The following is a 25,410-nucleotide window of genomic DNA, read 5'->3' as shown; positions in this document are numbered from 1 at the left end:
CACACCACGCGATCAGAAGGAAGGATGCCGCTTATATGTCCGCCGAACTCGAAGACATTCATGAGGAATGCGGTATTTTCGGCGTTTGGGGTCACCCGGACGCCGCTCGTCTGACGTATTTCGGGCTCCACGCGCTGCAGCACCGCGGCCAGGAGGGCGCCGGCATCGTCTCCAACGACCACGGTCACCTCATCGGCCATCGCGGCCTCGGCCTGCTCACCCAGGTCTTCAGCGACGAGCGCGAGATCGAGCGCCTCAAGGGAGACCGCGCCATCGGCCACGTGCGCTACGCCACGTCCGGCTCCGGTTCGACCGACAACATCCAGCCGTTCATCTTCCGCTTCCACGACGGAGACATGGCCCTGTGCCACAACGGCAACCTGACCAACTGCCGCACCCTGCGCCGCAAGCTCGAGGACGAGGGCGCGATCTTCCACTCCAACTCCGACACCGAAGTGCTCATGCACCTCATCCGCCGGTCCGGCAAGCCGACCTTCATGGACAAGCTCAAGGAGGCGCTCAACACCGTCCACGGCGGCTTCGCCTACCTGCTCATGACCGAGACCGCCATGATCGGCGCGCTCGACCCCAACGGCTTCCGCCCCCTGTCCCTCGGCAGGATGAAGAACGGCGCCTACGTGCTCGCCTCCGAAACCTGCGCGCTCGACGTGGTCGGCGCCGAGCTGGTGCGCAACATCCGCCCGGGCGAGATCGTGGTGGTGAGCGACCACGGCTACAAGATCGTGCAGTACACGCACGAGACCCAGCTGGCCATCTGCTCGATGGAGTTCATCTACTTCGCCCGCCCCGATTCGGACATCTACGGCATCAACGTGCATTCCGCGCGCAAGCGCATGGGCGCGCGTCTGGCCGCCGAGGCGCCCGTGGACGCGGACATGGTCATCGGCGTGCCCAACTCCTCGCTGTCCGCCGCGTCCGGCTACGCCGAGGCCGCGGGCCTGCCCAACGAGATGGGCCTGATCAAGAACCAGTACGTGGCCCGTACGTTCATCCAGCCCACCCAGGAGCTGCGCGAGCAGGGCGTGCGCATGAAGCTGTCCGCCGTGCGCGGCGTCGTCAAGGGCAAGCGCGTCATCGTCATCGACGACTCGATCGTGCGCGGCACCACGTCCAAGCGCATCGTCCAGCTGCTGCGCGAGGCCGGCGCCGCCGAGGTGCACATGCGCATCAGCTCCCCGCCGCTCAAGTACCCGTGCTTCTACGGCATCGACATCTCCACCACCAAGGAGCTCATCGCCGCGAAGAAGTCCGTGGAGGAGATCCGCGACTACATCGGCGCCGACTCCCTCGCCTACCTGAGCCTCGACGGGCTGGTCGAGTCCATCGGCCTCAACGCCGACGCCCCCTACGGCGGCCTGTGCGTCGCCTACTTCAACGGCGACTACCCCACCGCGCTCGACGACTACGAGCAGGAATTCCTCGAGTCGCTCACGCCGGAGGACCGCGTCCGCCTGCCCAAGTTCGCGCTCGACAAGAGCCGCTACGAGGGCAACGAGTACTCCTGCCAGCAGGGGCTCAGGCCCGGCGAGTGGCATCCGGAGGAAACCCCCGCCGAATGAGCGGAACGACCGTCCGCACAGACGTCCCGACACACCGAACAGACCGCACCGCGGAACCGCAAGAAAGGAACACCAATGCCCAAAGCCTATGAAAACGCCGGAGTGAGCGTCGAAGCCGGCTATGAGGTCGTCAAGCGCATCAAGTCGCACGTCGCACGCACCAACCGTCCCGGCGTCGTGGGCGGCATCGGCGGATTCGGCGGCCTGTTCGACCTCGCCTCGCTCGGCTACAAGGAGCCGGTGCTGATCTCCGGCACCGACGGCGTCGGCACCAAGCTCGTCGTCGCCAAGATGGCGAACAAGCACGACACGATCGGCGTCGACTGCGTGGCCATGTGCGTCAACGACATCGCCGCCCAGGGCGCGCAGCCGCTGTTCTTCCTCGACTACATCGCCTGCGGCAAGAACGATCCGGCGCTGCTCGAGCAGGTCGTCTCCGGCGTGGCCGACGGCTGCGTGGAGTCCGAGGCCGGCCTCATCGGCGGCGAGACCGCCGAAATGCCCGGCATGTACGCCGAGGACGAGTACGATCTGGCCGGCTTCGCGGTCGGCGTGGCGGAGAAGTCCGCGATCGTCGACGGCTCCGGCATCACCGAGGGCGACGTGCTCATCGGCCTGCCGTCCACCGGCGTGCACTCCAACGGCTTCTCGCTGGTGCGCAAGGCCCTGTTCGAGCAGGCCGGCTACACCGTGGACACCAAGCTGGACGAGCTGGGCGGCGCCAAGCTCGGCGACGTGCTCCTCACCCCCACCAAGATCTACGTGAAGACCCTCAAGCCCCTGTTCAAGGCCGGCGTCGTCAAGGGCGTCGCGCACATCACCGGCGGCGGCTTCATCGAGAACATCCCGCGCATGATCCCCGACGGCCTCGCCGCCGACATCAAGCTCGGATCCTGGCCGGTGCTGCCGATCTTCGACGTGCTCGAGAAGGCCGGCGAGATCGACCACATGCCCATGTTCAACATCTTCAACATGGGCATCGGCATGGTGCTCGCCGTCGACGCGTCCCGCGCGGACGAGACGCTCCAGCTGCTCAAGGACAACGGCGAGACCGGCTACGTGATCGGCGGCATCGTCGCCGACGCGGACGGTTCGCGCATCGCACTGCACTGAGCGGCGCCCGATTCGGGCATCGCACCGAGACTTACAAGACTTCACAAGAAAGGACTGTGAAATGGGTCAGAAGGTTCTGGTCATCGGCTCCGGCGCGCGCGAGCACACCATCGCCTACACGCTGCTCAAGGCACCCACCGTCGACGAGGTGACCGTCATCCCCGGCAACCCCGGCATGGAGCGCGACGGCATCAAAACCTCGCAGCTGTCCGTGTCCAACCACGCGGCGCTGTGCGACTACGTCAAGGACAACGCCATCGACTGGGTGTTCGTCGGCCCCGAGGTGCCGCTCATGGAGGGCATCGTCGACGACTTCGCCGCCGCGGGCATCAAGGCGTTCGGCCCCAACCGCGCCGCCGCGCAGATCGAGGGCTCCAAGGACTTCGCCAAGCAGATCATGGAGCGATACGGCATCCCCACCGCCGCCTACCGCACCTTCGACGAGCTGGCCCCGGCCGAGCGGTACGTGCGCGAGCACGGCGCCCCGATCGTCATCAAGGCCGACGGCCTCGCCGCGGGCAAGGGCGTGACCGTCGCCATGGACGTGGACACCGCCGTCAAGGCGCTGGAGGACATCTTCGTCGACCACCGCTTCGGCGCGGCCGGCGCCAAGGTCGTCGTCGAGGACTTCCTCGAGGGTCAGGAGTTCTCCCTCATGAGCTTCGTGAACGGCGAGGATTTCTGGCCCATGCCCATCTCTCAGGACCACAAGCGCGCCTACGACAACGACGAGGGCCCCAACACCGGCGGCATGGGCGCCTACAGCCCCGTCCCGCAGATCGGCCAGGACGTGGTGGACACCGCCATCGAGACCATCGTGCGCCCGATGTGCAAGGCCATGGTCGACGAGGGCGTGCCCTTCACCGGCATCCTCTACGCCGGCCTCATCGCCACCGCCGACGGCCCGAAGGTCATCGAGTTCAACGCCCGCTTCGGCGATCCCGAAACCGAGGTCGTGCTCCCCCGCCTGACCTCCGACCTCAACGCCGGCATCACCGCCATCCTCGACGGCAAGACCCCGGAGTTCACGTGGACCGACAAGGGCGCCACCCTCGGCGTCGTGCTCGCCTCCGACGGCTACCCCGTCAACGTCGTCAAGGGCGCGCACGTCCCGGACATCCCCGTGGACGAGGACTCCCACGTCTTCTACGCCGGCGTCGCCGCGGGCGAGGAGCCGGGCTCCCTCGTCGCCAACTCCGGCCGCGTGCTCTTCGTGCAGGTCCACGCCGACGACATCAAGTCCGCTCAGGACAAGGTCTACGGCATCATCGACAAGCTCGACACGACGGGCATGTTCTACCGCCACGACATCGGCGCCAAGGCGCTGCGGTAGACGGACGAGTTCCGCGGCGGGAAGCCGCAAACAGGCAAAACGCGGCGGACACCAATACGGCACAGCACAAATGCCGTAGGCAAAACGCGTGACGTGGGGAGGCCGATCCGAAATGATCGGCCTCCCCACGTCATATCTCGGCTCAAGGCAATTCCGCTCAAGGCAATTCCATGGGATGGGCGCAATCCGCAGTACGGTCGCGCCCATCCCATTTTGTGAGCAATCGCCAAATCGCACGAATACGACGTACGCGACGTTTTATAATGATTGCAACTGCACAAAACCGATCAAAGGGGATTGCCGTGGGCGATTCGGAAAGCCTTCACGCTCAAGCCATAACGCACATCCGCATCAATGAACGCATCGAGCCGGTGGATCTGGAGCCGGGCGCGCCGGTGCGCGTGCGCTGGTGGCCCGAATCCGACGCCCGTCCGGGCAGGACCGCATGGCGGGTCGTCGTCTACGATCGCCCGGTCGAGGAAGGCACTGAAGGCACGGAAAACACGGAAGGCAACGCGGAGAACGTCCTGGGGAACGCCGGCGAACGGATGGCAGACGCCGTGGACGATATCGCACGCGACAACGCGGAAAACGCCGCTGCGTACGCCTCCGCCGCACAGACCTCCGCAGCCACGCCGATCTGGCGTTCCGAGACGACCGGCGAACCGTCGCTGGAACTCTCCGGTTTCGCGGCCGCGCCCTCCGCTCGCTACTGGCTCGTCGTGGAATCCACCGAGGACGGCGCCCGCCCCACCTTCCATCCCGCATCCGCACCCGTGACCTTCGGCACCGCCCCCGCCGCGGACGACTGGCAGGCCACGCCGATCTGGGCCGATCCCGCCACTGCGGCCAGCCCGTCGGGCCCAATCGCCAGCGCCGCCACCGCGGCCAGCCCATCGGCCGCGACCGCCAGCACCGACGACGGCACGCCCGCCCCCGTCTTCTCCCATCTCGCGCAGGAGTCCAGCGACGCCGGAGACGCGTTCTTCCAGCGCCCCACCATCAAGCAGACCGAGCACAACGGCCTCGGCTGGGCGTTCCTGCGCGGCGTGTTCGATCTGCCGGACGAGCCCGTCCGCTGGGCCACGCTCCACATGACCGCCGCCAGCGTCAAGCCCGGACGGCAGTTCGTCTACCGCGCATGGCTCAACGGCACGTTCGTCGGCCTCGGCCCCACGTTCCCCATCGGCGACGAGGCCCGCACCGACGGCTTCGACGTGACCGACCTCATCGTCCGCGGCGGGCGCAACGCCATCGGCGTGGTCGCATGGACGCTCGAGGACCAGCGGTTCCTCGCCCAGCTCGATCTGGGCCTCGCCGACGGTCGCACCCTGCACTTCGGCACCGACGGCGAACACTGGACCGGCATCGTCGGCAACGGCGCCTACCCCGACTCCCTGTCCACCGGCACGCAGTACTGCGAATCCCCCGCCGAGGACCTCGTCGCCTCCCGCTACCCGTTCGCACTCAGCGACCCGGACTGGATCCCAACCGCAACCCCGGACGGCGCAACCTCGTCTGCCGCAACCCCGGACGCAACGGTCGCAGCCGGCGCCGCGGACTGGCCCGCCGCCGTCGCCAAGCCCCCGTTCGCCAAGCTCGCCCCCACCCCCACCGACAAGGTGCAGGTCGGCTACGAGCCGGTGGACAGCGTGACTCTCACCGACGACAACCGCGTGATCATCGACTTCGGCCGCGCGTGGATGGGCGGCGTCCGCCTCGCCCCCGACGCCGAGCGCGGCGTGGCGTTCCGCATCCGCTACGGCGAGGTGCTCAATCCGGACGGCGGCGTGAAGTACCAGCTGAGCGCGTTCAACACCTACGAGGAGACGTGGCGCATCCCGGCCGGCTCCCCCGCCGTCGAATCGTGGGGGCTCAAGGTGTTCCGCTACGTGGAGATCATCGGTGCGGACGACGACGCCTCGCAGGCCGCGGTGCGCTGGATCGCCGCACACCCCGAATCGGTGGACGCCGCCGCGATCGAATACCCCTTCGACGAGTCCGCCGCCGGCTTCGAGGCCGACAACCGCACCCTCAACACGGTGTGGCGCTTCTGCCGCAACACCATCGAGGCGTTCAATGGCCCGATCTACGCCGACTCGTGGACCCGCGAACGCGCCGCGTACGAGGCCGACGCGTGGCTGCAGTGGCGCTCGCACCTGCTGCTCGACGACGCGCCGAGCCTGGGCGCGTACTCCGTCGACTACCTCATCGCGAACCGCACGTGGCCCACCGAATGGCCGCTGTACCTCATCCTCGCCGTGCACGACGGCTGGATGGCGACCGGCGACCCCACGCAGGCCCGCCGCGAGTACGACCGCCTCGTCGGGCTGCTGCCGGAGCGCTATCTGGACGCGGAATCCGGCCTGATCGTCAAGGATCCCGGCGATTCGAGCGTCATGGACGGCGATCTGGTCGACTGGCCGCCGGTGGAGCGCGACGGGTTCGCGTTCGGCCGCGTCAACACCGTGGTCAACGCGCTGGCGTCGCAGGCGTACGCGGACATGGCCGAGCTGGCCCGCGCGCTGGGACGGGACGATGACGCCGACCGGTTCGCGCGCACGGCCGGGCGCATGCGCGCCGCGATCCACGAGCGCCTGTTCGACGACTTCCAGGGCGCCTACGTGGATGGTCTGGACACGGGCGCGGACGGCAAACCCCTCGACCACGCGTCCGAGCACGCCTCCGCGTTCGCCCTGGCCTTCGCCGAGGTGCCGGCTGACCGCGTGACCCGCATCGGCCACTTCCTCGAGGCCAAGGGCATGGCGTGCAGCGTCTACACGGCCGCCGTGCTGCTCGAGGGCCTGTACCGCGCCGGCTTCGGCCGCCTCGCCAACCGTCTGGTCGCCTCGCACGACCGTCCGCGCAGCTGGTGGAACATGATCCTCGCCGGCGCCGGCGGCACGTCCGAAGGCTGGGACGTGTCGATCAAGGGCAACACCACGTATTCGCATCCATGGGCCGCCTCCCCCGCGTTCCTGCTGCCGCAGGGCATGCTCGGCATCCGCCCGCTCGAACCCGGCTACCGCACGTTCGCCGTGCGCCCGCAGCTCGAACCGAACCACGAGGCCGAGGCGCGCGTGCCCACGCCGTATGGGCCGATCGCCGTCCACGCCAGGCGGGGCGCCGGGAAGGACGACCCCACGGCACTCACGCTCACCGTGCCCGCGTTCGCCACGGCCGAGGTCACGCTGGACGCCTCCGCGGCGCCCGTCACCGTGGAGGGCCCGGCCCGGGTCACGCTGTAGCCAGGCAATACGGGCGGTAAAACGCGGACGGCGTCGCGCAGCCCGTGTTTCGCCGCCCGCGTTTCGCGTTCCACGGCTCCGCCCGACCAGCCCACGGCGGAATCATGGACCGACCCTTGAGCTTGCTTTCCCGCCCTGTTACCCTAGCCAGTTGGAAGAGTTTTTCGCCGGTCCAACCGGGTATTGAAGCGGGTATTGCATGATTTCGAAAGTTTTGACGGGCCTGCCGGGCGCCGACATGCGCAAATCGATTGCCATCGGCATACTGGCGGCCATCGGATCCCTGATCGAGGTGGCGATGGTGTTCATCGTCTGCTTCACGGCCGGAGACCTGCTGGGGATCGCGGTGCCGGCGTGGACGCTGCCGGTCACCGGGGACGTCGCCGCGGCGGTCGTCGCGCTCGTCGTCCTGCTGGCGGTCAAGTTCGCGCTCGGCTGGGTCGCCAACGCCATGTCCACGCAGGTGGCCGGCAGACTCAACGACGCCCTGGCCGACGCCATGTACATGGGCATGTTCCGGTCGGACCGCAACGAGACCGGCAACGCGCAGCGCGACGACGAGGCGAAGCCGCTGGCGAACCAGTCGCTCGCCATGCTGTCCGTCGAGGGCGTCAAGGCGATCATCAACTACTTCACCGGCTACGTGCCGAACTTCGTGCAGGTCATGATCATGATGCTCGTGGCCGCCGGCACGCTCATGCCGCTCAACTGGGGCGCGGGGCTCATCATCGTGGTCGGCATGGCCGCGCTGCCCATGGCCGCGAACGGCTCGCGCAAGAAGGACATCGCCGTGCAGACCAACCAGCTCAAGCAGTACGAGCATGTGGGCCTGCGCTTCGAGGAGGCCCTGCGCGGCCTCAACACGCTGAAGATCTTCCATGCCGACGAGCGCGAGTCCGAGCGCCTGTACAAGGACTCCGAGGGCTTCCGCCGCATCACCATGGACGTGCTCGCGGGCCAGCTGCGCTCCCTGATCGCCTCGGACCTCGTGATCTACGTCGCGGTCATCGCCGCCGCGTTCACCGCCGCCCTCACCGGCCACGACCGTCCGGACGGGCTCATGGTCGCCGCGATCGTGGTGATCGCCGGCGTGCGCCTGTTCGCCCCGGAGCGCCAGCTCGTCTACCTGACCCATCAGGCGGTCGTCGCCATGAAGCAGGGCAAGGCCATCGCCGCGTCCCTCGCCACCGGCGCCAACGCCGCCGAACCGACTGCGCCGGCCGAATCCACCGAAACCACCGAAACCACCGCGCCGCAGCAGCAGCCTCAGCCCGCCCAGCCCCTCAACATCAACGACGGCATCACGGCCAGGGGCCTCACCTTCGCGTACCCGAACGGCTTCACCGCGCTGAGCGACATCGATCTCGACCTGCCCGTCATGGGCCACGTGGCCGTGGTCGGCCCGTCCGGCTCCGGCAAGAGCACCCTCGTGGCGCTGCTGACCGGCGAGCGCCGCGACTACGAGGGCAGCCTCAAAATCGGCGGCGTGGAGCTGCGCGACGTGGACCAGCGCCAGCTCATCGACGTGGAGACCGTGGTCCGCGGCACCGACCACCTGTTCAGCGGCACGCTGCGTTACAACCTCGACCCGGCGGCCCGCGGCTACACGGCGCAGGAGTTCGACACCGTGCTGCGCGGCGTGGACCTCGACCGCGAGATCTCCGACCGCTCCGGCTACGACGCCAAGGTCGCCCCGCAGGGCGGCAACTTCTCCGGCGGCCAGAAGCAGCGCCTCATCATCGCGCGCGGCCTGCTGCGGCACACGCCCATCTACATCTTCGACGAGGCGACGAGCGCCGTGGACCGCGACCACGACGAAACGCTCGCCAACCTCATGACCATCCTCGCCCAGAACGCGCTGGTCGTCACCATCACGCACCGCCTCGCCGGCATCCGCAACGCCGACGAGATCATCGTGCTCGACCACGGCTCGGTCGCCGAGCGCGGCACGTTCGACGATCTCGTCTCGCGCGGAGGCCTGTTCGCCGCGGAATGGGAGGAGCAGGAACGCATCGAAAACACGGTTCAGGACAGCAATCAGACCAACAACGGGGAGGCGGCACGATGATCGCACGCATGTTCAGGCAGATTCGTCCGCTCGCCGGCGTGGAGCTCAGGGCGATCGTCTGCGGCTCCCTCGGCCATCTGTTCGCCGTGTACGCGGTGATGCTCGGCACCCTCGGCGCGGCACGCTGGTATCAGGGCCGGGACTTCTGGCTTCCGGTCGCGGCGGCGGTCGTCTGCGGTCTGCTGGCCGGACCGTGCGCGTACGGCGAGCAGCTCAACAACCACGAACTCGCGTTCCGCCTGCTGCGCGACATCCGCACGCAGGTGTTCGACACCATGCGCCGGCTCGCCCCCGCCAAGCTCAAGGAGCGCGGGCGCGGCAACCTCGTGACCATGCTCACCGAGGACATCGAACTGCTGGAGCTGTTCTACGCGCACACCCTCTCGCCCATCGCCATCGCGGCGGTGTGCGGCGTGGCCAACAGCGTGGTCTTCGCCGTGATCGACCCGAGGCTGGGTCTGACCGCGTTCGTCGCCTACCTGCTCGTGGGCCTTGCGCTGCCGTTCGCGTTCTCCGACGTCACGTTCCGCACGGCGTTCCAGGAGCGCGAGCGTCAGGGCCGCCTGCACACCGACCTGCTCGAGTCGCTCGACGGCCGCCGCGAGCTCATCGCGCTCGGCGCGGGCCGCAACACCCGCGAACGCCTGCTCGCGGACACGAACGCCATGACCGCCGCCCGCCGCCGCACCCGCGCGGTGACCGGCTTCAACTCGCTCGTCACCGACGCGCTCACCCTGCTGTGCATCATCGCGTTCGCCGGCGTGGTCTGGGCGCTCATCGGCGCCGGCGACCTCAACGACCCGGCCGTGGCGCTGGCCGCGCTGGGCGGGCTCCTCGTCTCCTTCCCGCCGCTCATCGCCGTCTCCCGTCTGGGCTCCGGCATCCAGCCCACGTTCGCCGCGGCCCGCCGCGTGTTCGCCCTCATGGACGAGACGCCGGCCGTGCGCGAGCACGAGGGCGACGAGGGTGTCAAGCTCGGCGGGTTCGCCGGCATAAGCGTGCGCGACGTCTCCTTCCATTACCCGGACAGCCGCGAGAACGTGCTCAGGGGCCTCGATCTGGAGATCCGCCCCGGCGACGTGATCGGCGTGCAGGGCGAGAACGGCGCCGGCAAGTCCACGCTCATCGACATCCTCATGCGCTTCCGCGACGCGACCGGCGGCAAGGTGCTCATCGGCGACGAGCCGATCGAGGACGTGAACACCGCGTCCCTGCGCGCCACGGAGACGCTGGTGAGCCAGGACACGTTCATCTTCTCCGACACGCTCGCCGGCAACATCGCCATCGCCCGCCCGGACGCCACGCGCGAGGAGATCGCCGACGCGGCCCACGCGGCCTGCTTGGACGAGGTGATCGACCAGTTCCCCGACGGGCTCGACCACATGCTGCTGCGCAACGGCTCGGAGCTGTCCGACGGGCAGAAGCAGCGCGTCGCCGTGGCCCGCGCGTTCCTGAGCCGCGCCCCGTTCATGCTGTTCGACGAACCGACGAGCAACATGGACGCGCTGACGGAGGGACAGGTGATGCGCGCGCTCATCGACCAGCAGCACGGCCGCGCCTACCTCATCGTCTCCCACCGCCCCGCTGTGCTCGCCCATGCGAGCCGCGTCCTGACCATGGAGCGCGGGCGTCTGGTCTGAGGCGCCGGTCCGGGATCCTATAGCCCCAAAAGGCGGCGGACGGTGTTTGCACATTGACCGGTCAATGTGCAAACACCGTCCGCCGCCTTTGCCATATACGTCCCCGCATTCCCATAAGCGTCCGGCCGGCGCGGGATGTGTGCTCACTGAGGATCGGAATGAGGCCATGAGACCGACGGCAACCCCTCGGCCGTGACCGTGATCAGCGCGCCCGACATCGTCCCGGGCATTGCGTCCGGCACACGCAGCACCGCCTGCGCGCGTCCGAAGTACGTGGTGCACGAGGCCGCCACGCCGTCGGCGGAGGCGAGCTCGTCCACCGTGATCGGGTTCGCGCTGGCCGCACCGAGCAGCTCCACGCCGGCCCGCCGCGCCCGGTCGGTGAGCGTCACCGTAAGGCGCCGGTCGTCGGCCACCCGCACCTCGCCCCCGCCGTCGGTCAGCGCAAGGTCCACGTACACGATCGCCCCGCCGCGGTGGCGTCCCATGCCCGCGTCGCCGCCGGCCGCCGGGCCCTCCGCGTACGGCGATTCCAGCCATTCCGCGCCCGTGACCGCGAGCCGCGCGTCCGGCCCTGCGGAGCGGATCGCATCGCGCGCGATCTCCCGACCGTCCGCGTCCAGCGCCACGGCGGTGAGCTCGCCCGGCTCGTACGGCAGCAGGAACTCCGCGCAGCACCGCCACACGGGCTGCTCCCCCACCACGCGGCCGTTGAGCAGCAACCGCACCGACTTGCCGCCCGAGAACACCTGCACCACGGCGGTCCGCTCCTCGAACCCGGGCCACGACCAGCTGCGCACGCCGTCGTGCCCGCGCTCGATGAACCGCATGGTCTTGTTCAGGCCGTGACGCCGGTCGTAGCCGCTCAGACGCAGCAGGTTGAGCGTGCCGTCCAGCAGCCGCGACGGCAGCGTGCGGCGCGACGGGTGCCGCCCGTGCAGCAGCGTCATGGGCCGGACGGTGATGACCGGACGCCGCAGCGCCCCGGTGACGACCATACGGTAGTAGGCCTGCGCGGTCGGGTGTCCGGTGATGTCGATCAGCCCGCTGGCGCCGAGCAGGGCCGGGTAGCGGCGGTAGGGCGCGGTGCGGATGCCGGAAAGCCCCAGCCGGTCACCGAACTGCGCGGCCCACCCGCGTTCGTCGCGCGCGCCCGCGTACGCCCATGCGCTCACGGACGCCTCGCCTATGTAGTCCCAGCCGGTCCATACGAAGTCGCCGATATGGTATGGCAGGCGCTTGATGGCGGGCCAGTTGTACGCGATGTCCTGCGGGTAGGTTTCGCTCGCGCAGAACACGCGGTGCGGATCCCGCCGATGGAAGTACGCCGGCCCCTGCTTGCAGTAGTTGAGCCCGGCCACGTCCACCTCGCGGAACACGCCGCGCGTCTGCCGTCCCATGATCCCGGTGCGCAGGGCGAGGGGCATGAGCCGGTCGATGAGCGTGAGCAGCGCCGGGCCGGAGGCGTGCTCCAACGTGGTGTTGAGTCCCGGCTCGCCCTCCACGCGCGGGTCGGCTTCGTCCGGTCCGGCGTTGGTGCGAGCGGCGAGCATGAGGGAGATGGTGTTCACGCAGTCGATGACGGGCCGCGTGCCGTCCAATTCCCGGATGCGCCGGACCATGCGGCGGGCCATCACGGCGGCGCGCGGCGACTTGGTGTCCGCGATCTCGTTGCCGATCGAATAGAGGACCACGCATGGGTGGTTGCGGTCCTTGCGCACCATCGCGGAGAGCTCGCGGTCCCAGTCGTCGCGGAAACGCCCTGCGAAGTCGTGGCTGGTCTTGTGCATCCACCACATGTCGAATGCCTCGTCCATCACGAGCAGGCCCACCTCGTCGCACGCGTCCAGAAACGCCTTGGACAGCGGGTTGTGGGCCGACCGGATCGCGTTGAATCCGGCGGCCTTGAGGATGCGCGCGCGGCGGAATTCCGCCTGATCCCATGTGGCCGCGCCGAGGATGCCGTTGTCGTGGTGCACGCAGCCGCCGTTGAGCGGCACGCGCACGCCGTTGATCCGCAGCCCGCGCCGGGCGTCGCACGTGAGGGTGCGGATGCCGATGCGCTCCACGTGCTCGTCCAACGCGGCGCCGATCGCCGGGTCCAGCAGGGTCAGCCGGCACAGGTACAGGTTCGGTTCGTCCGGCGACCAGAGCCGCGCGGACGGCACGGTGACGCGCAGTTCGCGGCCGGCCGGTCCCTCGGCCTCGATGGGCGTCGGCGCGGGGGCGGATGCCGATGCGACGGATACGGTGGCGTGGCGGCCGCGGTGGGCACGGTGACTTGAGGCGGACGGATCATGCGGAATGATCGTGGCCCGCAGTCTCAGTCCGCCGAGGTTCGGTTCCGTGGCCGCGTCGCCGCCCGTTCCCCGCCCGAGCACCGACGCCCGGATGCCGATCGACGCCGAGACGTTCCCGTCCCCGTCTCGTTCGACCGCGATGGTCCTCACGCGCACGTCGTCCGGTCGGATCATGCATGTTCCATTGCCCGCCACAGCGTTCCCTGCGCCGCGCCACAGCCACACCGGCCGGTACAGGCCCGCCCCGGAATACCATCGGCTGTTCGGCAGACGCGTGTTGTCCACCGCGATGGTGATCTCGTTCTCCCCCGCGTGCACCAGCGGCGCGAGGTCCACGAAGAAATTGCCGTAGCCGTAATGCTGTTCGGCGGCGGGCCTCCCGTTGACCGTCACCAACGCGCCCGGGTACGCGCCCTCGCATTCCAGCAGCATGCCGCGTTCGGCGTCGCCTTCGGCCACGGTGAACCGCCGCCGGTATTCGTAGTTGCCGCCCGGATAGTATCCGGTGTTGTAGGCGTTCGGCGTGCGCGGATCGCGGCGCTCGTGCACCATGGCGTCATGCGGCAGTATGACCGGCCGCCACGTCGATGTGGCCGTGCCGATCGTGCGAAATTCCCACCCCTGATTCCAATCGGAACGTTTCATAGCTCACAGTGTAGTGGCCCGCGGGGCGGCGGGCCACCGTTCCGCACGACGATCGGCGCGCGTCCGTCCGATCAGAAACGGACCGGGCCGAGCCAGCCCGGATCAGGCGCAGGGCACGTGCTCGCCATTGGCCAGCGCGCGCTTCAGCTCCGCCTTGAGCTCCTCCACCTCGTGCTCAAGCTGGCCGATCTGCTGCACCTGCCGGATGATGAGCAGGTCGCGCGGATCCGCGCTTTCGTCGCGGCGGGCCTTCATGAGCGTCATCACCTCGTCCGGATCCTGCAGCGGCTCCCATGCGGCGGCCTTGGCGAGTTCCTTCGCCGCGGCCTGCTCGTCCTTCCACGCGAGGACGCGGTCGGCGTTGCTCCGCCACCGGGCGAAGCAGCGTTCGATGCGCTTGCGGCCGATCAGCGCCGGCGGCAGACCCGCCTCGATGAACAGCTTCGTCGGCCCCTCGCCGCGCATGTTGCGCCTGAGGCAATCGCGCGCGAACCATTTCTCGTAATTGATGCGCGTCGGCGTCGCGGACTCCACGGCGGCCAGCCCCTCGAGATACGCGATCTCCTCGGGAGTGAATTCACGCTGCTGTGACATGGTTGGTCTCCGTATGTAATCGATGAACTGCGTTAACGCAGTTAGAGTGTACCCCCCCCGCGATTCTTTACCAACTTCGATCAGAAGCGTATCTTAAACGATCACATATTGAGCACTCAGCAGCATCCGTCATTCGCGATCGGCTTCGTGCCTCCCGCCATTCCATCCTTTTCGCCGCTCCTTTCCCCGGCCTTCCGCGCCCCGCCATCCCGAGCGAGGGCCGACGGGGCGCAGCCGAATGATCCTCCGGCTGCGGACGCGGCTTCGCTCGGCATAATGGCGGAATAGTGACGCCCGTCGGAAAACGCCCGGGCGGCGGTTCCCTCGATCAGCGCGCCGCCTCAGCGAATCGGTCGACCAGCGCGGACATCCAGTCGGTGAGGCTGGCGTATTCGGCGGGCATCTGCTCGGTGACCTCCACGATCGGCACGTTCGCGGCCTTGGCGGCGCCGGTGATCTGGTCGGTCGTGGCGTCGGCCTCCTGCGTGTTGAACACGAGCAGTCCGATCGACCCGCCGGCGAGCGCGTCCGTGTACTGCTTGAGGTCCGCGGGGCTCGGCTCGCTCTCGTTGGCGGAGGCCTGCGCGTAGCCGGACGGCGTGGCGTCCGTCATGCCGAGGTCGTCGGCGAGGTACCACGCCACGGATTCGGTGGCGGCGTACGGCTTGCCGGCGAGCTTGGCGGATGCGTCCCTGATCTTGGACTCCAGTGCGGCCTCGCGGTCCTTCCACGCCTTGTTGAGTTCCTCGAACTTGGCCTGATCGGCCGGGCGCGCGGCGACGTACGCCTTGGTGATCGCGTCCGCCGCGGCCTCGCGCGCCTTGGCGGAGAACCACACGTGCGGGTTGCCGCCCTCCCCCACGCCGGCGGATTCAGCCACGTCCACGAGCGCGGCCCTGGTGGACCCGGCGGCCTTGGACGCCCATGAATCGTAGTCGGCGCCGTTCACCACGGCCACGTCGGCGCCGTGGAATTTGGCGACGTCCTGGCTGGTGGGCTCGTAGTCGTGCGCTTCGACGTTGGTGTTGCTCATGATCGAGGTGACGTCGACCAGATCGCCGCCCAGCTCCTTGGCCACGGAGCCCCACTGGTTGATGCTGGCGACGACTTCGATCGGCTTGGTGGCGCCGGCCCCGCCTGCCTGCGCATCGGACGAGCCGGCCGCGTTGGCGCTCCCGCACGCGGCGAGGGCGAACAGAGTTCCCGCGGCGACGGCCACCGCGATGACGCGCTTGACGTTGAACATGAATGATTCCTTTCTCCATATCGCTTGCGGGCGGACGGGCGCGAGCACCAACCACCGCGCTGACTTGGTTTACCATAGCACGATATTGAAATTAATTATCATTAGCGTGTCGAGGGTGACGGCTCATGACGATGGAGGATGACAACAGAAAGGCTCGCTTTCCGGGAGATCGGGCCGTTTCGGGCGAAATGCGCGATTCCGTTGCCGGAGCATCGCCCGTCCGGCAGTCCGTCGGCGAATCTTTGGCGCCATTGTTCGGACGCGCCTTGGAGCGGCGGCCATCGGGAGCATAATCACCGTGATTTGTTGCCTGCCCCCGGACCACGGGGTTCCCGGCAAAGGATCGGACGGATTCCGCCGAGGAAAGGCATCGCTCCGCCAATCCGACGCCAAATTCCCCGGGAAATTTGCCCGCCCTCCCAAGCAGCCGGCGAAGCAAAACGACCGTCCGAGCCACGCAACGCAACAAAAACCGCCCGGCCCGCGAATTCCTCGCGAACCGGGCGGTTCGTCAATCAGACAGCAAAACCAACGGGACGGGCAGGCCGGACGGGCGGCCGGTCAATCGGCTGATTCAACCCGACCGGCCAAACCGCCAGCCGGTCAGACGAGCGGTTCCGCCAGCCGGTCAGCCCAGCGCCCTCTGGCAGTCCGGGCACAGGCCGAACACCTCCACCGTGTGGCTGGAGACGGTGAAGCCGTACTTGGCGGCCGTCTTGCGCACCCACGCCTCGCTCGGCGGCTCGATCTCCACCGTGCGCCCGCAGTTCGTGCACACCAGATGGTGGTGGTGCTCGTCGTCGCCGCACAGGCGGAACATCTGCTGACCGCCCAAGCGGATCGTGTCGGCCGAACCGGCGTCGGCGAGCGCGTTGAGCTGCCGGTACACGGTCGCGAGCCCGATGTGCAGGCCGTCGTCCTCGAGCTTGCGGTGCAGGTCCTGCGCGGAGATGAACTCCTCGCAGTGCTTGAGCGCCTCGCGGATGCTCTCCTTCTGCTTGGTCTGCCTTGCTATGCGTTCAATCGCCATGCCGGGGCCTTCAGTCCTGCTTTTTGTACTTCTTCAGGTCGTCCCAGCATCCGGTGGCCTCGAGCGCCTCCACGGTGGCGGCCGTGTCGTCCGTGAGCACGGTGATGTGGCCCATCTTGCGGTCGTGGCGCACCTGCGCCTTGCCGTAGTCGTGCACGTTCCATTCGGGGTGCGTGGCGATCTGCGCGCGCGTGGGCATCACGTGCTGGCCGAGCACATTGACCATGACGGCCGGGCTCAGCAGCTTCGGCTGGGGCAGCGGCCATCCGGCGATGCCGCGGATGTGCGCGTCGAACTGGTCGATGGAGCACGCCTCGATGGTGTAGTGCCCGGAGTTGTGCGGGCGCGGGGCGAGCTCGTTGACGATCACGCGGTTGTCCTTGGTGACGAACAGCTCGATGGCGAGCGTGCCGGCCAGCTCGAAGCCGCGGGCCAGGCGCAGGGCCAGCTCGTGGGCCTCGCGCTCGATCTCGGGACTCACCTCGGCGGGGGCGATCGTCATGTGCAGGATGTTGTTGCGGTGGTCGTTGCGCACGATCGGGAAGGTCACGAAGTCCCTGCCGTTGCCGGAGACGAGGATGGACGCCTCGAACGCGAAGTCGACGAAGCCCTCGAGGATGGAGGGCGGGAAGCCGCCGCCGCGGTCGCCGCGCGCGCGGATCTTCTCGAGGTCGGCGTCATTCCTGAGCACGTGCTGGCCGTGGCCGTCGTAGCCGCCGGAGCGGGTCTTGAGCACGCACGGGTAGTGCAGCTCGTCGATGGCGGCGTCCAGCTCGTCGAAGTTGTTGACGGCGCGCCACGGCGCGGTTTCGGTGCCGTGCTCGTTGATGAACGTCTTCTCGTTGACGCGGTCCTGCGTGACCCTGAGCAGGTCGGTGCCCTGCGGGGCGGCCACGAGGTGGCGCACCTCGTCGATGGCCTCGGCGTCCACGTTCTCGAACTCGTAGGTGAGCACGTCGGCCTTCTCGGCGAGGTCGTGGATGGCGGTCTTGTCGTCGTATTCGCCGACGACCTGGAAATCGGCCACCTGCGCGGTCGGGCAGTCGGGGGTCGGGTCGAGCACGCCGATGCGGAAGCCCATGTACTTGGCGGACAGGGCCATCATGCGGCCGAGCTGGCCGCCGCCGATGATGCCGATGGTCGCGCCGGGCTGGAGCATGGTGACGGCGCCGTTGGTTTCCTCAGACAAGCTGGGCATTGGATTCAGCCACCTTCTCCTTGAGTCCGTCGCGGTAGTCCTGCAGCGCCTTGGCGAGGCGACCGTCGTTGATGGAGAGGATCTGCACGGCGAGCAGGCCGGCGTTGGTGGCGCCGGAGTTGCCCACGGCCGTGGTGGCGACCGGGATGCCGCCGGGCATCTGCACGATGGACAGCAGCGAGTCCCAGCCGGACAGCGCGTGGGAGCGCACCGGCACGCCGATCACGGGCAGGGTGGTCTGGGCGGCGACCATGCCCGGCAGGTGGGCCGCGCCGCCCGCGCCGGCGATGATGACCTTGAAGCCGTTGCCGCGCGCGGCGTGGGCGAACTCGCCCATGAGCTCCGGCGTGCGGTGCGCGGAGATCACCTGCTTGTGGTAGGCGACGCCGAACTGGTCCAGTACGTCGCACGCGCGCTTCATTGTCTCCCAGTCGCTCGCCGATCCCATGATCACGGCGACTTCGGGCTTGGTTTCCTCTGCCATGGCAGCAATCCTCCGCTCAGTCGAGAACTTAATGAGAATAACTACCACTCTACAACGCGGGGATGCCGGAGCGGGCGGCCACGGCGGGGGCCGCGGCGGCCGGCCCCGGCGGAACCACGGCCTACAGCTCGACGACCACCTTGCCGAACACGTCGCCGGCGTCGAGCTTCGCGAATCCGGCCGGCGCCTGCGCAAGCCCGCTGAGGCGCGAGTCGATCGCCGGATGGATGTCGTTGTGCTCCACGAAGCGCAGCAGGCGGGCGAAGTCCTCGCGGCCGCCCATGGTGACGCCCTGCACGCGGATGTCCTGGAAGAACACGCGGGTGAGCTCGGCGCCGGGCTGGTCGCCGGTGGTGGCGCCGCACGTGGCGATCACGCCGCCGGGGCGCACCGAGCGCACGGAATGGCCCCACGTGGCCGCGCCCACGGAGTCGACCACCGCGTCGACCTTGCGCGGCAGGCGGGCGCCGGGCTCGAAAGCCGCGTCCGCGCCGAGCCGCAGCGCCTTGGCGCGCTTGGCCTCGGAACGGGAGGTGACGAACACCTCAAGCCCGGCCGCGTGCGCGAGCTGGACGGCCGCGGTGGACACGCCGCCGCCCGCGCCCTGGATGAGGATCGAGTCGCCGGGCAGCACGTTCGCCGCGCGGAAGACCAGCGAATAGGCCGTCAGCCAGCTGGTGCCGAGGGCCGCCGCCTCGCCGAAGTCGAGGTTCCCGGGCTTGGCGAACACGTTGGCGCTCGGCACGGAGGTCCTCTCCGCCAGCGTGCCCGGGTACTTCTCGGAGAGGATGGACCGCCGCTCCCCCGGCGCCACGCCGGCCCCGTCGGTGCCCACGAACGTGTAGAGCACCACCTCGCTGCCGGCCTTGAGCCCATGCCTGCCGGGGATGTCCTCGTCGAGCGTGCCGGCCGCGTCGGTGCCGAGGATCATCGGGGTCTGCTCGGCGGCGAGCCCCACGCCCATGAGGCTCCACAGGTCGTGGTGGTTGAGCGTGGCGGCCTTCACCGTCACCGTGGACCAGTACGGGCGCGCCTGGGGTTCGGGCCGCTCGCCCACCTCCAGCACGCCCAGGGGATCGTCGTGATTCACGCCAGCCGCGTACACCGCCTGCATATTCGCTCCTTCGCTTGTATGGCTTTCGCCTGTATGACCTATATGACCGTTATGGCCGTCCGACGCGCGTGGCCCCGCCCGGCTCCGCGCCGCCGCATGGGCCGCCGCACGCCATCGCGCCCTTCCCCACCATGTTCCCACCCGCCCGGAACAGCGGGCGGCATTCCGGTCGTCCGTCTGTCCGTCCATCCCATGCCGTCCACCCCTCCGGCCGGCGCACCGTCCACCCGTCCTGCCACTGCGCCGCCCATCCGTCCGTTTCCCGGCCCGCGTCCAATTGCCCGTCCGAGCCGCCCGCCCTTCCGCCCGCACCTATGCGACAGCCCGCATCATCGCATCATCGCATCGTCCGTCCATATTGCCCATTCGTTCCAATCTGCGGCCCCTGCGGCACGGATTGGAACGATCGGCCTCGAAATCGGCCTCGCGAAGAGCCGCTCTTCGGTCATTCGTTCCAATTTGCGCTTTCATCGGCGCACGTTGGCACGATCACGCGGATCACATGGATCACACGGATCACACGCGATTCGGCCCTTCGAGACGGCCGGCTCTCGTTCGCCCCCCGCGGCCGGCGGTTTGCCGGATGCGGTCCGGCGCGACGGTCGTGGAACGATCCCCCGATACGAAGATTTTGGGACGGTTCCGCCGCCACGGCCGCCGGCTCCCGGGTTTCGCCTACACTTTCGTGCAGTCGAGAAGTTTTGCAAGAGAAGGAGTTGCGCGCATGGCCGTCGGATTGGGATTGCTGGACACGATCGACTCCCCCGACGACGTCAAGCGCCTCGGCCCCGGGCAGCTGACCGAGCTGTGCGGCGAAATCCGCGAGACGCTGGTCCGCTACGGCCATCTGCACGGCGGTCACATCGGCTCCAACCTCGGCGTGGTGGAGGCCACGGTCGCCCTGCACGCCGTGTTCGACTCGCCGCGCGACCGGATCGTCTTCGACGTGTCCCACCAGAGCTACGTGCACAAGATGCTCACCGGCCGCCGGCTCGCCTACACCGACCCAGCGCGCTTCGCGGAAGTGACCGGGTTCACCAACCCGGAGGAAAGCGGGCACGACCAGTTCGTCCTCGGCCACACCGGCACCTCGATCTCCCTGGCGTGCGGACTGGCCAAGACCCGCGACATGACCGGCGGCGCGGGCAACGTGGTCGCCATGATCGGCGACGGCTCGCTGAGCTCGGGCGTGGCGTTCGAGGGGCTCAACAACGCGGCCGAGCAGGGCGGCAACCTCATCATCGTGTTCAACGACAACGAGATGTCCATCGCCGGCGACTTCGGCGGCATGTACGGGCCGCTCGCCCGTCTGCGCGCCTCCAACGGCACCGCGCAGCCCAACATCTTCAACGCGTTCGGCCTCGACTACCGCTATGTGGCGGACGGCAATGACGTGAACGCCCTCGTGGTCGCCTTCCGCGAGGTGAAGGACACCGACCACCCGGTGGTGGTGCACATCCACACCATGAAGGGCCTCGGCCTCGACGCCGGCTCCGGCAAGGACGCGCACGCGGGCGCCTCCAACACCTCCCATGCCGAACCGTGGCACTCCGACCACTGCAACCTGTCGGACGCGCACGCGCACGCCGGCCAGTGCGAGGCCAACCACTGGCTCAACCCGGATTCCGCGCTCGGACGCCCGGACGACCCGCGCAAGCACTACGGCAAGCTCGCCATGGCCGCGCTCGAGAAGCGCTTCCCCGCCGAGCCGGGGCTTACCGTGGTAGTGCCCGCCACGCCAGGTTCCAACGGCATCACGCATGCGTTCCGCGAGCGCGCCGGCGCGCACTACGTGGACACGGGCATCACCGAGTCGCACGCGGTGGCCTACGCGGCGGGCATCGCCAAGGCTGGCGGACGGCCGGTGGTGGCCACCACGGCGTCGTTCTTCCAGCGCGCCTACGACCAGTTCTTCCAGGAGGCGGCGCTCAACCGCACGCGCGTGACCATCCTCGACTTCCTCGGCGGGCTGTCCGGTTCGGACAACACGCATTCCGGCGCGTACGACCTCACCATGTTCGCCAACATCCCGGGGCTCACGGTGCTGCTGCCCACCTCGCGCGATGATTTCCTCGCCGACCTCGCGTGGGCCACTGCCCCCGAGGGCGCCGTGCCCGGCACGCACGCCGACGGCCCGGTGGTGATCCGCGTGCCCGGCTCGCCCATCCTCGACGCCGAGCGCGCGGGCGTGGAGCTCCCCCGTTGGTGTCCTTCGGGGCATGGGACCGCCGCCGTCTCCCCGCTCGACTGGCGCGTGACCCGCCGCGGCTCCCGCGTGGCGATTCTGGGCCTCGGCAACGCCTACCCGCTGGCCGCGCGGGTGGCCGACGCGCTGGGCGCGGAGCTCGGAGGCGACGTGACGCTCATTGACCCGCACCAGTGCTCGTCGCTGGACGAAACCGCGCTCGAGTCGCTGCGCGGCGGGCACGAACTCGTCGTGACGCTGGAGGACGGCCAGCTCGAAGGCGGCTGGGGCGAGAAGGTCACCGCCTACTACGCGAACCGGCGCGACGAGCGGGACGCCGCACGCAACCCGCGCGTGATCAACGCCGGCGCCACCAAGGAGTTCACCGACCGCGTCTCCCTGCCCGACCTGTGCGAGCGCTACGGACTCACCGAAGACGCCCTGCTCGCCCGCATCCGACGCGAGCTGGCGCGCGGATCCGATTTCTGACCTAACGGCCCCGGTACAACGCCGCATGCCGCCGTGCACGGCATCGCAAAACGGCGGAATCGCAACGGCGGAATCCGGCGAAAATGACGTCCTTGCCAGCCGATTAGGTCAGAAATCGCGTTCGTTCACCGGTGTCGCTAGTATGGTTCAGGTTTCGCCTCCATAGCTCAATGGATAGAGCATCGGCCTTCTAATCCGCAGGTTGCCGGTTCGAGTCCGGCTGGGGGCACTTGAAAACCCCGCGACCCGTTGGAAACACTGGGATCGCGGGGTTTCCTCATTGCAACCCCAATCGACCGAACCGGTTGGATCCAGCACAAACCCAGCACATTCAATGGCAAAAAGGCTTGTAGCGCGTGAGCCGGTTCGCCCGCCGCCTTGGCCGAACCCGACCGAGACGTTCAAAACCCCGCAAAGCCTTGGGAATATTGGCTTTGCGGGGTTTTACCGTATTTTCGCGAAATGGGCGGCGATCATCCCAGCCCGGCGATGGCCCGCAGCGAGGCGACGTGCGCCTCGAACGCCTCGGAACCGGCGTCGGTGAGCATGGCCCAAGTGACGTCGTGCCCGTTGCGTTGGCCGGGGCGTTTGCTGAGCGTCACGTACCCGTTGTCGGCGAGGACCTTGAGGTGCTTGGAGCACACCGCGTCACTGGCGCCGAGCATGTCGCGGATTGCGGCGAACTCCACCTCGCCGGCGCTATGCAGCATGCCGCAGATCCGCAGTCGCATCGGCGCATGGATCACCTCGTTGAATTGCGCTTCGGCCATGGCTCACAAGCCCCGCACGATCGCGTCGCGCAGCTGGCGGTCGTACATCCAGCCGAACACCGAGAACAGCACCACATAGGCCGCGCCGCCTCCGACCAGCTCCGCGACGGGCACCACGCCCGGACTCGCAAGCGCCGCGCCCGTCGAATATCCGGCAAGCCAGACGGGGATGCAGAAGGTGACCGCCATGGCAAGGGCCATCAGCCAGCAGGACATGGTGGGCGGCAGCATGTGGTCGTCCACCCTGCGGCGATGCGACTGCAGCGACACCGCGACGAACAGCGCCGCGGCGACGATCAGCAGGACCGCACACGCCACCGCCCTGACCACGGTGAATCCGCCCAGCGCGAGCGCGCATCCGGCGGCCGCCGCGCCGATCGCGGCCATGACCGCCACCGCGAAGGCCGGGTACGCCCACCGGGGCGCCACCACCCGAGCCGACGCGGCGCGGCGCTCATCTTCGGGCAGTTCGAGGAAACGGGCCATGGTCCACAGTTCGCCGTGCTTGTCGAACCGGCGCCGGCCGGAGTCAAACTGGTATTTGGTCATGGATCCGCCGGCCAGAATGTAGCGTCGCACCTCGTGGTTGGACAGACGGGAGCAGAGTAGGACCACCGCGGACATCGCGGCGGCCGCGGGCGCGGCGGCCCACCACGGCGCATGCAGGATCGGCAGCGCCGCGACGGTGCCGAGGCCGACGATCAGCGCCACGACCGCATAGGCCCAGGCCCTGAGCGTCGGCGGCCAGGCGAGCCAGTGGACGCCGCCCCGCTGCAACCGTCCGACGAGTGCGGCCAGCAGGCCCACCATGACGGCCATCAGCGCAAGGAACACGGCGTGGCTCCAAAAAACGGTGGCGAACGTGAATGGGGCGCCGACCATGCCCCACAGCAGCAGCGCCGCCAGTCCACAGAAGACTGCGGATATGGCGTCATACCACAGCGGCGTGGCGAATTTGCGAGCCACGGCCTCGCGGTCCGCGGCAAGGGAGGCAAGGGCGTCGACGGCGGACAGCTGCGGGCCGGGCGACGGGGGCTTCAGTTGCGCGTTCATGATGGTCTCGTTTCTTTGCACGGTCCGGCGGAGGACCGCAAACCTGATGATAATGATGAATCGAATTGGGAAATCGATGTTATGGAATCGATGGATGGGAAGGAGACGACCGGTCCGGAATCGTTCGCGGATTGCGCACCCCGTGATTGTTTCCGTTACGGAAAGCATAACACTTTCCCAATTGGAAAGTCAAATGGAGGGAAACAGAGGCGGTGGGGCCGAAGGGCCGGCAAGACCAACGGAACCGGCAAAGGACCGCCGACTTTTGCGACGCCCGCCGCGGAATTACGCCATTCCAACGCAAAAATCGCCCTTCCGTTGCCGATCAGGCGAATCGGCAAACGAAAGGGCGAACAAAACGGTCGATTCGTCGCCTTCCACCGTGGATTTCCCAACGACGGAAAGGCGACGGCCTTTCACCGGTGCTCGTACGGCAGCTTCTCCCCCGCGGTCACGCGCACGGGCAGGGTGTTGCCCAGCGGGGCGAGCGGGCAGGTGCAGTACGGCGAGTAGGCGCATGGCAGGTTGGTGACGCGGTTGAAGTCCACTTCGGTGATGGCGGCCGGGTCCTTGATGTTCAGGCCCAGCACGCGCGCCCCGCCGTAGGTTTCCCTGCCGGACGTGCCGTCGCGGAACAGCACGGTGCCATGGCCGTCGTCGTGGCCCTGGAACACCTGCAGCGTGTAGTTTTGGCCGCCGATGGCGACGGTGAGCTCGCCCACCGCCTGCTCGATGTGCTTGAGGAAATCGAGGGACGCGTCTACGGTCTCCTCGCGCAGCCGGTCGTACGGCTTGTATGAGGCCGGCACCACCCACGCGCGGTTCGGCTCGAAGTACGGGGTGCCCCGGAAGTTCACGATGAGCGGGGACTTCGGGTCGCGCACGCGCACGGCGTACTGCCGCTGTCCGCCAAGACGCTTGATCACCTCGGCCTGCTTGTCGCCGTAGTTGAGACGCGCCACGTTGGCGTCCTCCTGCCCGGGCACGGTGTACGACCGCGGCCCCACGATGTTGATGCCGTGCACGCGGATCACCTTGCCCGGCTCGGGCGTGTACGTGAATGTGTCGCCGTCGAGCCGGAACGTGCCGGGGAACGTGTCGAGCCGCGTGTCCACACCGTCCTCGAGCCAGTCGAGGCTCACAAGCGCGAGCATCTCGCGCGGCCCGGCGAGGATGCGGTCGCGCCTGGCGTGCCATTCATGCCACGCCTTTGCGAATTCCTCGTCGCTCACGTTCGCGGCGGACACGGACGGGTCGACGGTGGACACTGCGGGGACGGCGGGCGCCGTTGCGGTTGCGGTCATGGGTGTTGCACTCCTT

Annotated in this window: 17 protein-coding genes and 1 tRNA gene; 8 read left to right on the top strand and 10 right to left on the bottom strand. The window is 68.5% G+C overall.

Features of this window, described 5'->3' with window-relative positions:
• The first annotated feature begins 35 nt into the window (after window positions 1–35).
• The 6 genes from purF to DSM100685_RS06135 all read left to right on the top strand — a co-directional run bounded on the left by purF (window position 36) and on the right by DSM100685_RS06135 (window position 10,982).
• Window positions 36–1,580, top strand: coding sequence for an amidophosphoribosyltransferase (gene purF, locus DSM100685_RS06160; protein WP_152350481.1), 1,545 nt, complete (start codon window positions 36–38; stop codon window positions 1,578–1,580).
• Between the two features lie 75 nt (window positions 1,581–1,655).
• The gene (purM, locus tag DSM100685_RS06155; protein WP_152350480.1) at window positions 1,656–2,693 is read left to right on the top strand and encodes a phosphoribosylformylglycinamidine cyclo-ligase; all 1,038 of its coding nucleotides are present in this window, start codon (window positions 1,656–1,658) and stop codon (window positions 2,691–2,693) included.
• Window positions 2,694–2,754: 61 nt separating this feature from the next.
• Window positions 2,755–4,026: a phosphoribosylamine--glycine ligase gene (gene purD / locus DSM100685_RS06150; protein ID WP_152350479.1), complete on the top strand. Its 1,272-nt coding sequence runs from the start codon at window positions 2,755–2,757 to the stop codon at window positions 4,024–4,026.
• A 302-nt stretch (window positions 4,027–4,328) separates the two neighbouring features.
• A complete protein-coding gene (locus tag DSM100685_RS06145; RefSeq protein ID WP_152350478.1) occupies window positions 4,329–7,274 on the top strand; it encodes a family 78 glycoside hydrolase catalytic domain in 2,946 nt (981 codons plus the stop codon).
• A 238-nt stretch (window positions 7,275–7,512) separates the two neighbouring features.
• The gene (locus DSM100685_RS06140) at window positions 7,513–9,342 is read left to right on the top strand and encodes an ATP-binding cassette domain-containing protein (RefSeq protein ID WP_163200818.1); all 1,830 of its coding nucleotides are present in this window, start codon (window positions 7,513–7,515) and stop codon (window positions 9,340–9,342) included.
• Window positions 9,343–9,350: 8 nt separating this feature from the next.
• The gene (locus DSM100685_RS06135) at window positions 9,351–10,982 is read left to right on the top strand and encodes an amino acid ABC transporter ATP-binding/permease protein (protein WP_163200820.1); all 1,632 of its coding nucleotides are present in this window, start codon (window positions 9,351–9,353) and stop codon (window positions 10,980–10,982) included.
• Between the two features lie 143 nt (window positions 10,983–11,125).
• Here DSM100685_RS06135 and DSM100685_RS06130 read toward each other — a convergent pair whose 3' ends face one another.
• From DSM100685_RS06130 to DSM100685_RS06100, 7 genes are all read right to left on the bottom strand, one after another.
• Entirely contained in the window at window positions 11,126–13,927 is a 2,802-nt protein-coding gene (locus tag DSM100685_RS06130; protein ID WP_152350475.1) for a glycoside hydrolase family 2 TIM barrel-domain containing protein, read from the bottom strand.
• Window positions 13,928–14,029: 102 nt separating this feature from the next.
• Window positions 14,030–14,521: a hypothetical protein gene (locus DSM100685_RS06125; RefSeq protein ID WP_204314215.1), complete on the bottom strand. Its 492-nt coding sequence runs from the start codon at window positions 14,519–14,521 to the stop codon at window positions 14,030–14,032.
• Between the two features lie 328 nt (window positions 14,522–14,849).
• On the bottom strand, window positions 14,850–15,767 hold the full coding sequence (locus tag DSM100685_RS06120; RefSeq protein WP_152350474.1) for a metal ABC transporter solute-binding protein, Zn/Mn family: 918 nt from the start codon (window positions 15,765–15,767) through the stop codon (window positions 14,850–14,852).
• Window positions 15,768–16,395: 628 nt separating this feature from the next.
• Window positions 16,396–16,797 (bottom strand): Fur family transcriptional regulator, encoded by a 402-nt coding sequence (locus tag DSM100685_RS06115; RefSeq protein WP_152350473.1) that lies wholly within the window; start codon window positions 16,795–16,797, stop codon window positions 16,396–16,398.
• 10 nt (window positions 16,798–16,807) lie between these two features.
• On the bottom strand, window positions 16,808–17,995 hold the full coding sequence (gene purK, locus DSM100685_RS06110; RefSeq protein ID WP_152350472.1) for a 5-(carboxyamino)imidazole ribonucleotide synthase: 1,188 nt from the start codon (window positions 17,993–17,995) through the stop codon (window positions 16,808–16,810).
• Entirely contained in the window at window positions 17,979–18,479 is a 501-nt protein-coding gene (gene purE, locus DSM100685_RS06105; RefSeq protein ID WP_152350471.1) for a 5-(carboxyamino)imidazole ribonucleotide mutase, read from the bottom strand. The genes purK and purE overlap by 17 nt, the downstream gene beginning before the upstream one ends.
• A 121-nt stretch (window positions 18,480–18,600) precedes the next feature.
• Window positions 18,601–19,593: a zinc-binding dehydrogenase gene (locus tag DSM100685_RS06100; RefSeq protein WP_152350470.1), complete on the bottom strand. Its 993-nt coding sequence runs from the start codon at window positions 19,591–19,593 to the stop codon at window positions 18,601–18,603.
• A gap of 724 nt (window positions 19,594–20,317) precedes the next feature.
• On the opposite strand from DSM100685_RS06100, the gene DSM100685_RS06095 reads away from it, so the two are divergent.
• Together DSM100685_RS06095 and DSM100685_RS06090 are read left to right on the top strand one after the other, a co-directional pair.
• The gene (locus tag DSM100685_RS06095) at window positions 20,318–22,267 is read left to right on the top strand and encodes a 1-deoxy-D-xylulose-5-phosphate synthase (RefSeq protein ID WP_152350469.1); all 1,950 of its coding nucleotides are present in this window, start codon (window positions 20,318–20,320) and stop codon (window positions 22,265–22,267) included.
• A 156-nt stretch (window positions 22,268–22,423) separates the two neighbouring features.
• A tRNA-Arg gene (locus DSM100685_RS06090) sits at window positions 22,424–22,496 on the top strand.
• Between the two features lie 244 nt (window positions 22,497–22,740).
• Here DSM100685_RS06090 and DSM100685_RS06085 read toward each other — a convergent pair.
• From DSM100685_RS06085 to DSM100685_RS06075, 3 genes are all read right to left on the bottom strand, one after another.
• Window positions 22,741–23,037: a transcriptional regulator gene (locus tag DSM100685_RS06085; protein WP_152350468.1), complete on the bottom strand. Its 297-nt coding sequence runs from the start codon at window positions 23,035–23,037 to the stop codon at window positions 22,741–22,743.
• Between the two features lie 3 nt (window positions 23,038–23,040).
• Window positions 23,041–24,090: a hypothetical protein gene (locus tag DSM100685_RS06080; protein ID WP_152350467.1), complete on the bottom strand. Its 1,050-nt coding sequence runs from the start codon at window positions 24,088–24,090 to the stop codon at window positions 23,041–23,043.
• Window positions 24,091–24,506: 416 nt separating this feature from the next.
• Window positions 24,507–25,394: a DUF1684 domain-containing protein gene (locus DSM100685_RS06075; RefSeq protein WP_152350466.1), complete on the bottom strand. Its 888-nt coding sequence runs from the start codon at window positions 25,392–25,394 to the stop codon at window positions 24,507–24,509.
• Between the last annotated feature and the right edge of the window lie 16 nt (window positions 25,395–25,410).

Origin of the sequence: Bifidobacterium avesanii (assembly GCF_009299475.1) — a bacterium.
Lineage (GTDB): Bacteria > Actinomycetota > Actinomycetes > Actinomycetales > Bifidobacteriaceae > Bifidobacterium > Bifidobacterium avesanii.
This window is presented reverse-complemented; position numbering and strand designations above follow the sequence as displayed.